The sequence below is a fragment of the Agromyces sp. Y558 genome, assembly GCF_059445415.1.
The window spans coordinates 210,086-224,450 of record NZ_JCAIUH010000001.1 but is presented as its reverse complement, the minus strand read 5'-3'; the positions used below and the strand labels follow the sequence as shown (position 1 = coordinate 224,450).

Annotated in this window: 11 protein-coding genes and 1 riboswitch; of the genes, 3 read left to right on the top strand and 8 right to left on the bottom strand. The window is 70.3% G+C overall.

The genetic code is table 11. From position 1 onward, the window contains the following. Window positions 1–84 precede the first annotated feature (84 nt). The 3 genes from AC1C2T_RS00965 to AC1C2T_RS00955 form a co-directional block, all read right to left on the bottom strand. A complete protein-coding gene (locus tag AC1C2T_RS00965) occupies window positions 85–921 on the bottom strand; it encodes a TspO/MBR family protein (protein WP_495363217.1) in 837 nt (278 codons plus the stop codon). 141 nt (window positions 922–1,062) lie between these two features. Further along, on the bottom strand, window positions 1,063–2,091 hold the full coding sequence (locus AC1C2T_RS00960; protein ID WP_495383915.1) for an FUSC family protein: 1,029 nt from the start codon (window positions 2,089–2,091) through the stop codon (window positions 1,063–1,065). 147 nt (window positions 2,092–2,238) lie between these two features. Continuing rightward, entirely contained in the window at window positions 2,239–4,152 is a 1,914-nt protein-coding gene (locus tag AC1C2T_RS00955) for a BCCT family transporter (RefSeq protein WP_495363219.1), read from the bottom strand. A gap of 107 nt (window positions 4,153–4,259) precedes the next feature. Here AC1C2T_RS00955 and AC1C2T_RS00950 point away from each other — a divergent pair, with 107 nt between their 5' ends. Next, entirely contained in the window at window positions 4,260–5,918 is a 1,659-nt protein-coding gene (locus AC1C2T_RS00950; protein ID WP_495383914.1) for a DUF885 family protein, read from the top strand. 32 nt (window positions 5,919–5,950) lie between these two features. Beyond that, window positions 5,951–6,889 carry a 5'-3' exonuclease gene (locus AC1C2T_RS00945; protein WP_495383913.1) on the top strand — a complete coding sequence of 313 codons (939 nt, stop codon included), beginning with the start codon at window positions 5,951–5,953 and terminating at the stop codon, window positions 6,887–6,889. 40 nt (window positions 6,890–6,929) lie between these two features. Here the strand turns inward: AC1C2T_RS00945 and AC1C2T_RS00940 are convergent, their stop codons facing one another. The 4 genes from AC1C2T_RS00940 to thiM form a co-directional block, all read right to left on the bottom strand. After that, entirely contained in the window at window positions 6,930–7,898 is a 969-nt protein-coding gene (locus AC1C2T_RS00940) for a hypothetical protein (RefSeq protein WP_495383912.1), read from the bottom strand. Window positions 7,899–8,020: 122 nt separating this feature from the next. Further along, complete coding sequence (gene thiD, locus AC1C2T_RS00935) at window positions 8,021–9,652, bottom strand: bifunctional hydroxymethylpyrimidine kinase/phosphomethylpyrimidine kinase (RefSeq protein WP_495383911.1); 1,632 nt, start codon at window positions 9,650–9,652, stop codon at window positions 8,021–8,023. Then, window positions 9,645–10,355: a thiamine phosphate synthase gene (thiE, locus tag AC1C2T_RS00930; protein WP_495383910.1), complete on the bottom strand. Its 711-nt coding sequence runs from the start codon at window positions 10,353–10,355 to the stop codon at window positions 9,645–9,647. The genes thiD and thiE overlap by 8 nt, the downstream gene beginning before the upstream one ends. Further along, window positions 10,352–11,248, bottom strand: coding sequence for a hydroxyethylthiazole kinase (gene thiM, locus AC1C2T_RS00925; protein WP_495383909.1), 897 nt, complete (start codon window positions 11,246–11,248; stop codon window positions 10,352–10,354). The genes thiE and thiM overlap by 4 nt, the downstream gene beginning before the upstream one ends. Continuing rightward, window positions 11,239–11,349: riboswitch (TPP riboswitch) on the bottom strand. It overlaps the preceding gene by 10 nt. A 67-nt stretch (window positions 11,350–11,416) precedes the next feature. Here thiM and AC1C2T_RS00920 point away from each other — a divergent pair. Beyond that, window positions 11,417–12,178: a signal peptidase II gene (locus tag AC1C2T_RS00920; protein WP_495383908.1), complete on the top strand. Its 762-nt coding sequence runs from the start codon at window positions 11,417–11,419 to the stop codon at window positions 12,176–12,178. On the opposite strand, the gene AC1C2T_RS00915 is transcribed toward AC1C2T_RS00920, so the two are convergent. Continuing rightward, window positions 12,149–14,350 carry a fibronectin type III domain-containing protein gene (locus AC1C2T_RS00915; RefSeq protein WP_495383907.1) on the bottom strand — a complete coding sequence of 734 codons (2,202 nt, stop codon included), beginning with the start codon at window positions 14,348–14,350 and terminating at the stop codon, window positions 12,149–12,151. The two genes, AC1C2T_RS00920 and AC1C2T_RS00915, sit on opposite strands and share 30 nt — an antisense overlap. Window positions 14,351–14,365: the final 15 nt, after the last annotated feature.

Sequence of the window (14,365 nt, the reverse complement as noted above, 5' to 3'; positions counted from 1 at the left end):
GCCTGGCGCCCCGGCGTGGCGAGCGTCTCCAGCGCGATGAAGGCCGCCATCGCGATGAAGAGGCGGAGCGGCCACTGCTGCGGGTCAGGCCGTGCTCGCCGCGCCGACCGCACGCGCACGTGAGTCACCGCTCGCGATGCGAGCCCACACCGTCGCGATGACGACGGCGACCACGGCGACGATCGCCGCGATGCCGGTCATCGTCGACTCCGGTTCATCGGTCAGGCGAGCGATCGCGACCCAGGAGAGCCCCCAGCCGAGCGCGAGGGTCGGGGCGATCCGGCCGCGGTCCCACACCGCGAGTGCGACGCCGATGATGCCGGCGAGTGAGATGACGGCGACCGACCAGGCTTCGGGCGCGATGCCCCAGCCGTCGAAACCGGCTGCGACGAGTGCGGCGGTGATGTTCGCGGCGGTGGCGACGCAGACCCAACCCAGGTAGAGGCCGATCGTGCCGTCGGTCACGATGCCGTCGACCGTCGAGGTCGGCGGCACGGAGCGGCAGACGCGGAAGGCGATGATCAGCACGACCAGCAGCAGGGCGATGACCGGCACGCTCAGCCACAGCAGGTCGAACTGGATGCTGAGGATCCATGCCGCGTTCAGCAGCAATGACGCGGCGATCGGGTAACCGAGGCGGCGGTGCCGCTGCGCTTCCCGCTGCGACGGGAGGAACTGCCAGACGGCATACGCGGCGAGTCCGAGGTAGATGAGCGTCCAGATCGCGAACGCGCTGCCCCCTGGCGCGATGAGTGTGGCGTCCGCCGCGAGCGCCCCGCCCGCGGCATCCTGAATGGGAGTTCCGCCGGCGGCGCCTGACCCGATGAAGGAGCCGATCACCGCCAGAACGGCGCTCACCGCCACGGTGATCTGTCGCACCAGGTCGTTGGGCGTCGCCCCCGTCGTCGCCGATGTCATCATCATCTGCTCCTCCCGTCGTCTGCTGGATCTCGGTCGAATTGGTCCCAGCATAGAACGACGGATCTCGCACCGCGTCGAACTTCCGATTGATGCGTGCAGGTTCTCGATGGGTGCGACGCCGCCGGTGCGCCGCCCCTCCGGCTACTCCTCGACGAGCGCGGCGCGGATGCGCCGCAGGTCTTCCAGGAGCGAGCCGATGAGGATCCAGTGCCCCGACCTCGGCGCGGACACCACGAGGGGTGAGGTCAGCGCGGGCACGGCCGAGGTCATCGGCGCGGGGTCGACATCGGCGAGGTGTACGGCGAGTCGCACGTCGTGAGCGGCCCGCCGCAGCTGCTCGGCGATCGCGCGCACGGTCGGCTCATCGGCCAGCGCGGCGTCGTAGTGGTCGAAGAACGCCCGCGTCATGCCGATCACCTGGGTGACGATGGGGCTCAGACGCTCGAGCAGGGCGCGCATCTCGCCGAGCTCGGTGCGATGCGCCGAGCGACGCGGATTCAGCGTGAGCGATTCCTCGCCCGTCGAGATCGAGGCATCCGCTGCATCTCGCATCGGTCGCATGAGGCGCGCTTCGACCATGAGTCCTTGCAGATCGGCCGCCGACTGCGGGCTCTCGAGGGCGCTCGCGAGGCGCTCGAGGGATGCCGCGAGCTCACCGCCGAGCAGCGACAGGTCGCGGCGCGCCGGGGCGAGTGCAATCGGCGGCACGATCAGCGCATTGACGACGATGCCGATCGCGGCGCCGATGAGCGTCTCGATGATACGAGCGCCGGCGTACTCGGGTGAGGAAGAGCCGAGGGCGAGCACGAGCATCGCGCTGATGGCGACCTGATTCGACGTGCCAGGGGTCATCTTCAGCGACCATGCGACGAGCATCGCGATCATGATCGTCACGAGGATGATCCAGCTGTTCTGCCCGAACACGAGCGAGGCGCCGGTGGCGATCAGCACGCCGAGGATCACGCCGATCGAACGCTCGATCGCCTTGCCGAGCGACTGGTTCACGCTCGGCTGCACCACGAGCAGTGCCGCGATCGCGGCGAATACCGGTAACTGCCCCGGAATCAGCCAGCCTGCGACGAGCCACGCCGCGATCGTCGCGGCCGACGCCTTGGCGACCTGCAGGATGGGCACCCGCTTCGAGGTTCGGAAGGTGCCGGTGATGCCCATGCGACAACGCTAGCCCTGCGGGTGGGGAGGCGCGCCAGCGCCGTCTCGAAACCCGGTGATCGGGCAAGGTTTCGAGACGCTCCTTCGTCGCTCCTCAACCCGCGAGGGGAGGCGCTCCTTCGTCGCTCCTCAACCCGCGAGGGAGCCTCATCGGGGCAGGGAGCGTGGATCGTCTTCCCCGTGCTCGGGCACGTCGGGGTTATCGCGGTCCGACAGCGGATCATGATCGACGACTTCGTCGACGTCGGCGATCGGCACGGAATCAGGAAGGGCGTTCTGCTCAGCGAGCGACGCGGGGGAGGCGCGTCTGAGCGCTGCCGCGGCATCCGTGCCCAGACGCAGCCGTCGCAGAAACCCGCGCACCCATCTCACCTCGCCCACGACGATGCCGCGCCGGAGCGGTTCCTCGACCTCGAGCCCGTAGTACTCGCCGATGAGGTCGACGAACTGGGCTCGTTGAGCCTTCGCGTAGGCGCGGCGCTCACGAGTGAAGGCGATGACCGTCGACCAGCAGATGAGCAGCATCACGATGCTGAACGGCAGCGCGATGATGATCGCCGCCGTCTGCAGGGCCGTGAGTCCGCCGGTCAGCAGCAGCGCGATCGCGAGCAGTGCGGTGATCATGGTGAAGAAGATGCGGATCCACCGCTTGGGGTTGAGCAGGCCGCCCGTGGCGATCATGCCCATCACGAGCGCGCCCGAGTCGGCCGAGGTGACGAAGAAGATCGTGATGAGCAGGATCACGCCGATCGTCAGCACCGGGGTGCCGGGGAGGTAGGTGAGCAGCTGGAAGAGCGCGGCCTCGACGTTCACGCTGCCGTCGGGTTGGGTCAGGGCGCCGGGGTCGGCGAGCTCGATCGCGAGCGCCGAGCCCCCGAGCACCGCGAACCAGAGGATGCCGATGAGCGTCGGCACGAGGATGACGCCGGCGACGAACTGGCGCACGGTGCGGCCCTTCGAGACGCGAGCGATGAAGATGCCGACGAACGGCGCCCACGAGATCCACCAGCCCCAGTAGAACGACGTCCACGACGCCTGCCACTCCTCGCCGGCGGTGCCCTGGAACGCGCTCACGTTGAAGGAGAGGCCGACGAAGTTCTGGATGTACGTACCCATCGACTGCACGAACTCGCGCAGCAGGAACTCGGTCGGCCCCATCACGAGCAGGTACAACACGAGGAGCCCCGCGAGCACCATGTTCGCGGTCGAGAGCCACTTCATGCCCTTCGTGACTCCGGAGAGCACCGACCAGAGCACGAACACCGAGATGACCAGGATGATGATCACTTGCGTGAGCGCGTTCGGCTCGAGGATGCCGGCGATGTCGAGCCCCGCGCTGATCTGCAGCACGCCGAGGCCGAGCGAAGTCGCCACGCCGAAGAGGGTGCCGACGAGCGCCACGACGTCGATGGCATGGCCCCAACCGCCCTCGACGCGCTTGCCGAGCAACGGTTCGAGCGTCCAGCGGATCGAGATCGGCCGGCGTCGGCGGTGGATCGCGTAGGCGAGTCCGAGCCCGACGACGACGTAGATCGACCACGCGTGCACGCCCCAGTGCAAGTAGGTCTGGGCGAGCGCCTCCTGCGCGAGCGCGTCGGGCGGGCCGGTGACCCCCGGTCGCGGCGACACGAAATGGCTGAGTGGCTCGCTCACGCCGTAGAACACGAGCCCGATGCCCATACCCGCGGCGAAGAGCAGTGAGAACCACGCAAGCAACGAGAACTCGGGCTCGTCGTCATCACGGCCGAGTTTGATGTCGCCGAAACGGCTGAATCCGACGAACAGGCTGAACGCCACGAAGAATGCGGCGATGAGCACGTAATACCAGTTGAAGGTGTTGACGATGCCGGTCTGGATCGCGCCGAACATCGCGTCCGCCGCATCCGGGGCGATCAGGACGAACGCGACGAACAGGGCGACGATGACGGCCGCGGGCCAGAACACCCAGCGCTGCACGGGTGGCAGCGACCTGCGAGGGGGCGGTGCCGCCGAGGCATCGTCCGTCGGGGCATCCGTGGTGTTCAGAGGCTGGTCGGTCGGCTCGTTCGGCGTACCGCTCATGCGCAACACGGTAGCGAGGTGGGCGCTCCGCCGCATCGTCCCGCGCCGGACCGGCGCCGGACTCGCCGGACTCGCAAGTGTCGCCGGGCGGGGCTATCGTGACGCGCATGGCCCAGATCGACGCTGACCTCGCACGCCTCGGCACCGAGTTCTGGCAGTGGCGCGCCGTGAACTCGTTCCGCACATCAGACGACATCCCGCGCATCGAGCGGCCCGGCGGCTGGGTGCCGCGGTTCGATCCGGCGACCATCGAGCTGCAGCGAGACGAACTCGCCGTCTTCGTCGAACGTTGGCAGGCGACGGATGCCGCGGGCATGCCGGTTCCCGACCAGGTCGATCACCGGCTGCTGGGCTCGGCGCTCGCACGCGTGCGCTGGGAACTCGACGTGCTCCGCAACTGGGAGCGCGATGCCGTGTTCCTCACGAGCCAGATCCTCGGCCCGTGGTTCGACCTGCTGCTCGCCCCGCCACCGTTCGACGCCGGGCGACAGGCCGATCTGGTCACGGTGCTCACCGCGATTCCACACGCCGTCGAACAGGCGATCGCGAACCTCGAGCGCGTCGGCATCGCCGCCCTCGCTCGGGTGGCCGCGGCCGAACTCGACGGCATCGGGCCGCGCCTCGCCGACTCGGTCGCGGGGCTCGCCCGACATGCCGACGCCGCGACGGCGACCGCGCTCGCCGAGGCGCAGCCTGCTGCGAGTGCAGCGCTCACCAGGTACGCGCAGTGGCTCGAGACATCCGCTGATCGCCTCGGCGCCGAGGTCATCGTGGGCCACGACGCCTTCGTCTGGTACCTGCGTCACGTCGCGCTCGTCGCGGCCGAGCCCGAAGAGCTCGTTCGTGCCGCCCTGCAGGACTACCGGCGGGCCGTGCTCGCCGAGGCGGTCACGCGCAACCGGTACCGTGACGTGCCTGTCCCGCCGCTCGCGCGCGATGTCGCCGCCGAGGTGGCCGACGAAGCCGCACGCGACGCCGAGGTGCGGGCGTTCTACGACCGAGCGGGCCTGCTGAGCCAGCCCGAGACGCTGCGCCACTACTTCTTCTCGAAGTACCCGGCATATCTCGAGCCCGTCGCCTTTCTCGGCGTGACCGACCACCTGGCGAACGAGCGCACGCGCGCCGACGACGCGGTCTCGTACGTGCCCGAACCCGCGGCTGACCTTCCGTACTTCGACGCCGCGAACGCGCGCGACCCACGGCTCGGCATCATCCACGAGGGGGCGCACAGTCAACAGCTCGCCCTTTCGTGGGGGCACCCCCGCGCCATCCGCCGTCACTACGTCGACTCGGTCGCCAACGAGGGCATCGCCCACTACAACGAAGAACTCATGCTCGATGCTGGGCTCTTCGACGATGCGCCGCACTCGCAGACGATCGTGCATAACTTCATGCGGCTGCGGGCACTGCGCGTCGTCGTCGATGTCAACCTCGCGACCGGCGTCTTCGGCCTCGAAGAGGCCATCGACTTCTTCGTGCGGCTCGTGCCGATGGACGTCGAGACAGCCACCGAAGAGACCTCCTACTACGTTGCGACCCCGGGCCTCGCGATGTCGTACCACGTGGGCAAGCTCGAGGTGAAGCGGCTGCTCGCCGACGCCGCAGTCGCCCGCGGCGACGACTTCTCGCTCGGCGAGTTCCATGATGCCGTGTGGCTGAACGGCAACGTACCGGTGTCGTTGCAGCGTTGGGAGCTGCTCGGCGATCGCGGCGACCTCGACGTGCTCGATGCCGCGGGCGACTGGCTCGAGACGTTCCCGGGGTAGGAGCGGGAGCCGCATCGTGCCATGATCGGCCTGTGGCCGACCGACTGATGCTCCTCGACACCGCTTCGCTGTACTTCCGCGCGTTCTACGGCGTGCCCGACTCGATCACCGCGCCAGACGGCACCCCCGTCAACGCCGTGCGCGGGCTGCTCGACATGATCGCGCGCCTCGTCCCCGACTTCGAGGCGACGAACCTCGTCGCATGCTGGGACGACGACTGGCGCCCGGCGTGGAGGGTCGAGCTCATTCCGAGCTACAAAGCGCACCGCGTCGCGCGTGCCGTGCCCGGCGGCGTCGACGTCGAGGAGACCCCACCGGGTCTCATCGTGCAGATTCCGCGCATCCGCGAGGTGCTGGGCCTGCTCGGCATCGCCGTTGTCGGGGCGCCTGAGCACGAGGCCGACGACGTCATCGGCACTCTCGCGACGGGCGCCGAGATGCCCGTCGACGTCGTCACGGGCGATCGCGACCTGTTCCAGCTCGTCGACGACGAGGCAGCCGTGCGGGTCATCTATACCGCTCGCGGCATGAGCAAGCTCGAGGTGCTGACCGATGCCTCGGTTGTCGCGAAGTACGCGGTGCTGCCCCAGCAGTACGTCGACTTCTCGGTCATGCGGGGCGACTCGTCAGACGGGCTGCCCGGCGTTGCGGGCGTCGGTGAGAAGACCGCTGCGTCGCTCTTGCGGGAGTTCGTCGACCTCGACGGGATCAGGGCGGCGGCAGCGGATCCCACGGCGGCGATGTCGGCGAGTGTTCGCGCGAAGTTCGCTGCCGCCTCCGACTATCTCGACGTCGCCCCGACCGTCGTCGAGGTCGTGCGCGACCTCGACCTCGGCGAGTTCGGCTCCCGGCTGCACCCGGTCACGGGAGCGCGCCGTGAAGCCCTCGAAGCGCGCGGTGCCGAGTGGAACCTCGGCGGGTCGGTGTCGCGAGTGCTCGCGGCACTCGACTCCCTGCCGCCCGCCCAGTAGGGCCGCACAGAGAACGGGCCGCCTGACGGTCGATGGTCGATCAGACGACGGATGCTTCGCGGCCGGCCCGTGCTGGCCGACCGAGCAGCATGCGCGCGACGAGTCCGATCACGGCGACGCCGATCGCCGTCGCGAGCGGCGCCACGACGAGACTCGGTTCGGTGAGTGCCATGCGGAACACTCTGACCCCGTAGTCGAGCATCTCACCGGGGTGGCCGGCGAGTACCCGCGTTCCGGCCGCGCTCGACACCGCGGTGATCAGCGCGGGGCCGACCCAGAGCATCGCGAGGCTCGCGATCGCCGCGACGATTCGGCCGACCGTTTCGACTCCGCCCCAAGCGATCGCCGCGCCGACGAGCACCGCCGGCGCCCAGCGAACGGCGTCCCAGAGCCAGGCAGGCTCGCCCGCGAACGCGGGACCCCCCGGCGAGAGGAGCGCGTGCAGCCAGCCGGCCGAGAGGATCGCCGCAACGGTGAGGCCGATGACCGCGCCTGCTCGCGGTGCTCGGGCGACGAGCGAGAGCACGCCGAGTCCGACGACGACCGCGAGGATCGCAACGGCGATGACCGCGGCGAGGTACACGAGCGACCACTGGTCGTCTCGCAGGCCTGCGGCGACGAAGCTGGTGGTCTGGAGGATCGCGACGACATCGACGAGGAGCACGCCGGCGAGCAGCATCATGAACCCGCCGCGCTGAGCACGGGCGCGCGTGGAACGCCCCACGAGCCCGGCGACCGCTGCACCGATGATGATGAGCGTGGCGATGAGCGACAGGGAGTACTGACTGAAGGGCAGCAGCACGATCGGCATCTCATCGGGCAGGGTGTCGGTCGCCCAGAGATTCTGCAGCGGCAGGCGCATGCCCGTGATCAGCCACGGCAGCAGGCCGAGCGCGGCGGAGGCCACGCCGAACAGAAGCAGGTGCCAGCCGCGCAGCGGTCGAGCCTGGCCGGCATCGGTCGCCAGGTACTCGCGGGAGGGCTGCACGTCGGGCGTCGCCTGACTCATTGCCACCTCGTCGTTGGATCGGTGCCGGCCCGGAGCCGGGCGGGTGCGACCACCCTATGCTGCGCGGAGGCCGGAGGTCTCGTTGCGATCCTCCCGGGGCCGACTCGAGATTCGAGTCTCGCTCACCCCTCGCCGAACGCCGACGCGAAGAACGCGAGCTCGTGCTCGGCCGATCGGCGGAACGCCCGACGCATCCGCTCGCGCGTCTCGGGCGTCGCACCCACCGCGAGGCGCGTGACGATGTCGATCGCCTCGCGGTTCGCGACGGCGAACGCGGGGTCGGCGTACGTCGCGAGCCACGAGGCATACGGATGCGCCGTCGTCGTCGCCGCCGTCGCCGTCGCCGCCGCACCGAAGACGCCGGCCGCGAGCCGCTCGCCGAGGTCGACGTAGATCCAGTAGCAGGGCAGTACGGCGGCGGCGAGCACCGCGTAGTCGCTGCGCGCGGCGGTGGCGAGTAGATGATCGAGGTAGGCGGTCGTCGCGGCATCGGGCTCGGCCGCGAATGTCGATGCTCCGGCCGATGCGAGCCACGTCTCGTGCAGCTCGAGCTCACCGACGAGGGAGCCGTGCGCGGCGTTCGCCCAGAACGCCTGCTCCGAGGCATCCGTCGCGAGACGCGAGGCGTCGGCCAGCACGCGTGCGTAGTCGCGCAGGTAGAGGGCGTCCTGCGCGAGATAGTGGAGGAACGCGGGTCGCTCGAGGGTGCCGTCGGCGAGCCCGCGGACGAACGCGAGCCCGTCGATCGCTGAGCGGAGGTCGCCGATCGACGCCCACCACTCCGTCTCGACCTCGGCGGGCGTGGGCGCCGTACGCACCCCGCCACGGGACCAGACCCCGGCGAAGTGGCTGATCGGCCCGTGCCCGCCGCCGACCTCGAGCGCTTCGCCGTGCCGCAGCGATTCGCGCAGCCACCGGCGGGCCTCGACGATGGCGAGGGTCCAATCTCCGAGCTCTGCGCGAAGGCTCGCGATCGCGGAGGAGAGCGAACACCCCGTGCCGTGCGTGGCTGTGGTCTCGATGCGAACGCCCGGGAACTCGACGACCGTGCCGGTCTCGGCGTCGACGAGCGCGTCGGGAGCGTCGTCGCCGTCGAGGTGGCCGCCCTTCGCGAGCACGAGTACGCCGAACTCGCGCGAGACTCGTCGGGCCTGTTCGAGCGCCGCAGGCCAGGTGAGTGCGTGCGGCTCGCCGGCGAGCACGGCGAGTTCATGCAGGTTCGGCGTGATGAGGTGCGCCCGGGGGATGAGCGCGCGGAGTGCCTGCTCGGCGGTCGGGTCGAGCAGTCGGTCGCCGCTCGTCGCGATCATCACGGGGTCGAGTACCACGATCTCGGGCCTCGTGCGCGCGAGCCAATCGTCGACCGTGCCGATGATCTCGGCGTCGGCGAGCATGCCGATCTTCACCGCGTCGATCGTCACGTCGTCGCTGACCGCGTCGAGCTGCTCGGCGAGGAACGACGCCGGCGGCAGGTGCACGCTGCGCACGCCCCGCGTGTTCTGAGCTACGAGCGCGGTCACCGCCGCCATGCCGTAGCCGCCGACGGCGGCGATCGACTTCAGGTCGGCGTGAATGCCCGCACCGCCCGTCGGGTCGGTACCGGCGATGCTGAGCACGCGCGGCACGCGCCGCTCGCTCCGTACGCTGCGGGCGCCGGGCGCGCGGTGCTCTCGCGGGGGCGTGGTGGTGTCGAGCCCGAGGCGAACGGATGTCCCGGCGCCGGCGTCGACCGCTCGGGTGATCGTTTCACTCATCGCCGGGCCGCCGAGTCGCGGCGGTCGCGGGGTGGCGCGGTGGCGCGGTGGCCGCCCAAGCGTCGACGAAGCGCAGCGCAGCGTCGCGGGGATCGGCGGCGGCGCAGATCGCGGACACGAGGGCGACCCCGGCGGCGCCGCCGTCACGGAGCGCCGCGACATCGTCGAGAGTGATGCCGCCGATCGCGACGCACGGCAGCTCGGCCTCGGCCGCGAGTCGGGCGAACCCGTCGACACCGAGTGCCGGCGGATGATCGGGCTTCGTCGCGGTGGGCCGGATCACGCCGACGCCCAGGTAGTCGACCGTGCCACGCGGCATCCGTCGTACGGAATCGAAGTGGGCCGAGGTGTTCGCGGTGAGGCCGACGACGCCGTTCGGTCCGAGCCGCTCACGCGCGATCGCCGCCGCGGCGTCGCCCTGGCCGAGATGCACGCCGTCGACGGGCAAGCCGCTCGCCCGCGCCGCGAGGGCGACGTCGAGCCGGTCGTTCACGAGCAGCGTCGCCCGCCCGTCGATCGCGGCGCACAGCTCTTCGAGCAGCATCAGCAGCTCCGTCGAGGAGCCGAGCTTGTCGCGCAGTTGCACCACTCGTACTCCACCGTCGACGGCATCGGCCACGACCGACGTCACGCCCCGCGGGCCGCAGAGTGCCGCATCGGTGACGAGGTAGACCGAGAGATCGAGCGCCGTGCGCGCCGTCACGACCGCACCGACGTCGAGGGCTCTGCCACGGACGCGAGTTCGGCCGCGACCGCGGTGTACGGGTCAGCGGTGACCTCGACGAGCCGCACCCGGCCCCGCTCGGCGACCTCATCGGCCGACACCTGCGCGAGGGCATCGAGGAACAGCGGTGCGAAGCTGCCCGGTCCGGCGGCGCGCGCTGCCGCGATCTCGGCCGCCACGGTGTAGACGAGCGTCGCTGCGACGGCGCCGGAGAACGCGTCGTCGGCGACCGCGAGAAAGGCCGCGGTGACGGCGCCGAGGGCGCAACCGCCGCCCGTGACCCGGGTGAGCAGCACGTCGCCGTTGGCGACCCGGGCAACCCGCCGGCCGTCGGCGATCAGGTCGATCGGGCCCGACACCGCAACAACGGAGCCGTGCGCCCGGGCGAGGTGAGCCGCGGCATCCGCTGCCGACTCGGTTGAATCGGAGGCGTCGACGCCACGTCCGCCACCGCCGGCGCCGGCGAGGGCGATGACCTCGCTCGCATTGCCGCGGATCACGGTGGGGCGCTGCGCGAGCAGCTCGTGGGCGAACGCGGTGCGCACGGGCAGTCCGCCGACGGCGACGGGGTCGAGCACCCAGGGCGTACCGGCCTCGGATGCCGCGGCCACCGCCTCGCGGGCGGCATCTCGCTGCTCCTCGTGCGGCGTGCCGAGGTTCACGAGCAGCCCCGACGCGATTCGCGCGAAGATCCCGGCCTCGCCACGGATGTCGACCATGGCCGGGGCCGCGTCGAGGGCGAGCAGGGTGTTGGCAGTCACGTTGGTGACGACACTGTTGGTGATGCACTGCACGAGCGGCGTCGCCGCGCGCACGAGGGTCAGGAGCTCGGCGCTGTGCCGGGCAGGGTCGGTTGGCAGACGATCGCTCATCGCGACATCCCTTCGCTAGTTCGAACTAGATCAGGTTCGACGGGTGTGTTCTCAGCCATGCCCGCTTCGTGAAGCGCTGCACGGCACCCCGTGTCACTGCGATGAAGCCTAGCGGTCACCCTGTGACGGTGGGCGACACGGGCATCTCATGCGAAGGATAATGGAGCGGTGAGTTCCGACCCCTCAGTGCCGCCGCCCGCTCCCGCCCTCGAAAGCACGGTGAAGCCGCGCCTGTTCTGGTTCATCGCACTGCTCGCCGTACTCGTGCTGCTCATCGACCAGGGCTCGAAGTGGTGGGCCGAGTCCGCACTCGAGGAGCGGGTGTCCGTTCCGCTGATCGGTGAGCTGATCCGTTTCCAGCTCGTCTACAACCCCGGTGCTGCGTTCTCGATCGGCTCCGACTTCACGTGGGTCTTCGCGATCCTGGCGGGCGTGGGCGTCATCGCCATCATCGCGTTCTCGTGGCCGGTGCGCTCTCGTGGCTGGGCGATCGCGCTCGGACTCCTCCTCGGCGGCGCCACCACCCACCTCGGCGATCGGCTGTTCCGCGAGCCGGGCTTCGGCCGCGGGCATGTCGTCGACTTCATCGGCTACGGCAACCTCTTCATCGGCAACGTGGCCGACATCGCGATCTTCGCCGGTGCCGTGATGGTGCTCGTGCTGACCTTCACGGGCGTGCGGCGCAGCGGCGCCGTCGAGCCGGCTGACGCCCCCGCCGACGCTGAGACGGCTACCGACTCCGACGCGGCTACCGACTCCGACGCGGCTACCGACTCCGACGCGGCTGCCGACTTCGACGCGGCTGCCGAGACGAACACCGGCACCGAGACATCCGCAGAACACCCCTCAGCGACGCTCGATGGTCGACCCGCGGATCACGAGCCGCACGGGCAGGTGGATTCAGACGGAGTGACCGGCCTGGGTCGGTAGCGCGGCAGACGGGGGTGAATGCCGCGTGGAATCCACCCCCGTTCGTTTCGCGCAGTGCTGCTCACTCGCTCGAAGTGCGCGAACCCGCACGACCGCGAATGCGGCGCCGCCGACGGCGATCAGCCCGAGCGCGAGCCAGCTGAGCAGATCGACGAGCGGCGCACCCGTCGAGGCGAGGCCGGCGTCGGCCGCCGATGCTCCCGCCAATCCGGCGGCCCCTGACGCGGCTGAGGCGAGCGTGATCGAGGAACGCGCGACCTCGACGCCGTTGATCGTGACCACGATCGAGTGCGCACCCGCGGGCGTCGCGGCCGGGATCGTGCCGGTGAACGTGAAGCCGCCGTCGGCGGCCGCCGTCGCGGTGCCGAGCGTCTGCGGCGTCGAGTGGAGTTCGACCGAGAAGCCGCCGACGCCCGGTGCCAGACCGGCGCCGACGACCGTGATGTCGCCACCCGGCACGAGGTCACCCGTGACCGAGACCGAGCCCCTGACCGTGGTCGGGTCGACCACGGGCGGACCTTTGACCGTCACGGCGTCCGAGGCCGCCGAGGCGGCCGAGGTGCCGACGGTGTTCCGCGCGGCGACCGTGGCGGTGAAATCGCCGCCGGGCAGCGCCGTGAAGGTGTGCTCCGTCGTGCCGGCCGGCACCGAGACGGGGGAGCCGCCGTTCAGCGCGACCCGGTAGCTCGTGACGGGCGACCCGCCGTCGGCGGGTTCGGCCCACGAGACCGTCACCGAGGTGTCGCGTACTGATGCGTCGGGCGCATCAGGTGCAGAGGGTACGGTCGCGACTGCATCCGACTCACGGGGCAGCTCGCCGAAGAACGTGTCGAGTGCCGCGATTCCCTCGTCGGCGAACGCGAGCTGCGCGGCGAGACCGGCGGGGTCGGGCCGGTCGGCGTAGCGCCCGGGCAGGTCGTTCACGTACCACCACTCGGTCATGTACTCCTTGTAGGTGCCGTCGCCGTTGTCGTGGATCCACTGCTGCACGATCGGTGCGGCCTGGCCGTCGACGGTGCGTCCGCGGTTGTACTCGAGCACGTAGGGCACCTGCAGCTTCTTCGCGGTCGCGAGCGCCTGCTCGCGGTCGCCGCCCGGGTAGAAGTCGACCTGGCCTGAGACGACGGGCACGTACTGTGTGACGAGGTTCGGCAGGTACTGCGTGACGAGGTCGCCGTAGAGGTCGGCGAACTCCGAGCCGGTGTCGCGGATGTGCAGATCGTTGCCCGAGTTGCCGTCGAGTCGCAGGTCGAAGAAGTACACCTTCTCGACGCCGTTCGCGACGGCCTGACGGTTGACTTCCTTCAGGAAGGCACGCGTGTTGTGGCACCAGGTGCCGCCGAAGAAGAGCACGTGGTCGCCGTCGCTCTCGAGGATGTTCACGAGCTCGGGGTACGTGACGGTCTGCACGCGCCAGTCGGCGTCGTCGTCGTCGAGCACCGTCGCGCCGCCGTACTCGGGCTTGCCCTGGTACGCCGTGGCGTGCTTGGCGTTGACGACCTGCTCGTTGAACGTGAACTGGTCGCTCGTGTCGAGCTCGGCCGCCGAGCCGAGCACGGCGGTGACCTCGGCGGTATAGGCGGCGAGTGCGGCGGGGTCTGCGAGCTGCTCCGCCGTGACGGGCGTGGTGATAGCCGAGACGATGCGGTCTTCCACGCCGCCCTCGGTGTGCGACGTGTCGTAGACCAAGAGCGTGGGATCGTCGGTGCCGTCGAAAGGCGTCTGCGTGTCCTTGCCGAGGTACTCGGTCACGAGGCGCGCCCAGAGCGGCGCGACGTCGGCGTTCGTCGTCGAGCGGATGTCGAGGCGGTCGCCGTCGAGTCGCGGGTCGAAGTTGTAGATGCGTTCGACGCCGGCGCCCTTCGCCACCTCGTTGATCGCGCCGATCGTCGCGGCCGTCTGCGGGTCTTCGGGTCCGCCGACGAGGAACGCGAACCGGCCGTCCTGGCCGAGCAGGAACTCGAAGCGCTCGAAGGTCACGCTCTCGTAGACGCTGTCGGGGCCGAGGCCCTCGTAGGCGTCATCGAACCAGTCGACGGTGTCGGTTGTGCCCGGCGCGGGAGCGGCCGCAGCCGGGGCAGCCGCGACTCCGCCGAGCACGGCCGTGCCGGCGATCGCGAGTGCGGTCAGCATCGCTGCCCGCCTCAGGGTGGGGCGGAGGTGGTCGGGCACGTTGCTTCCTTTCGT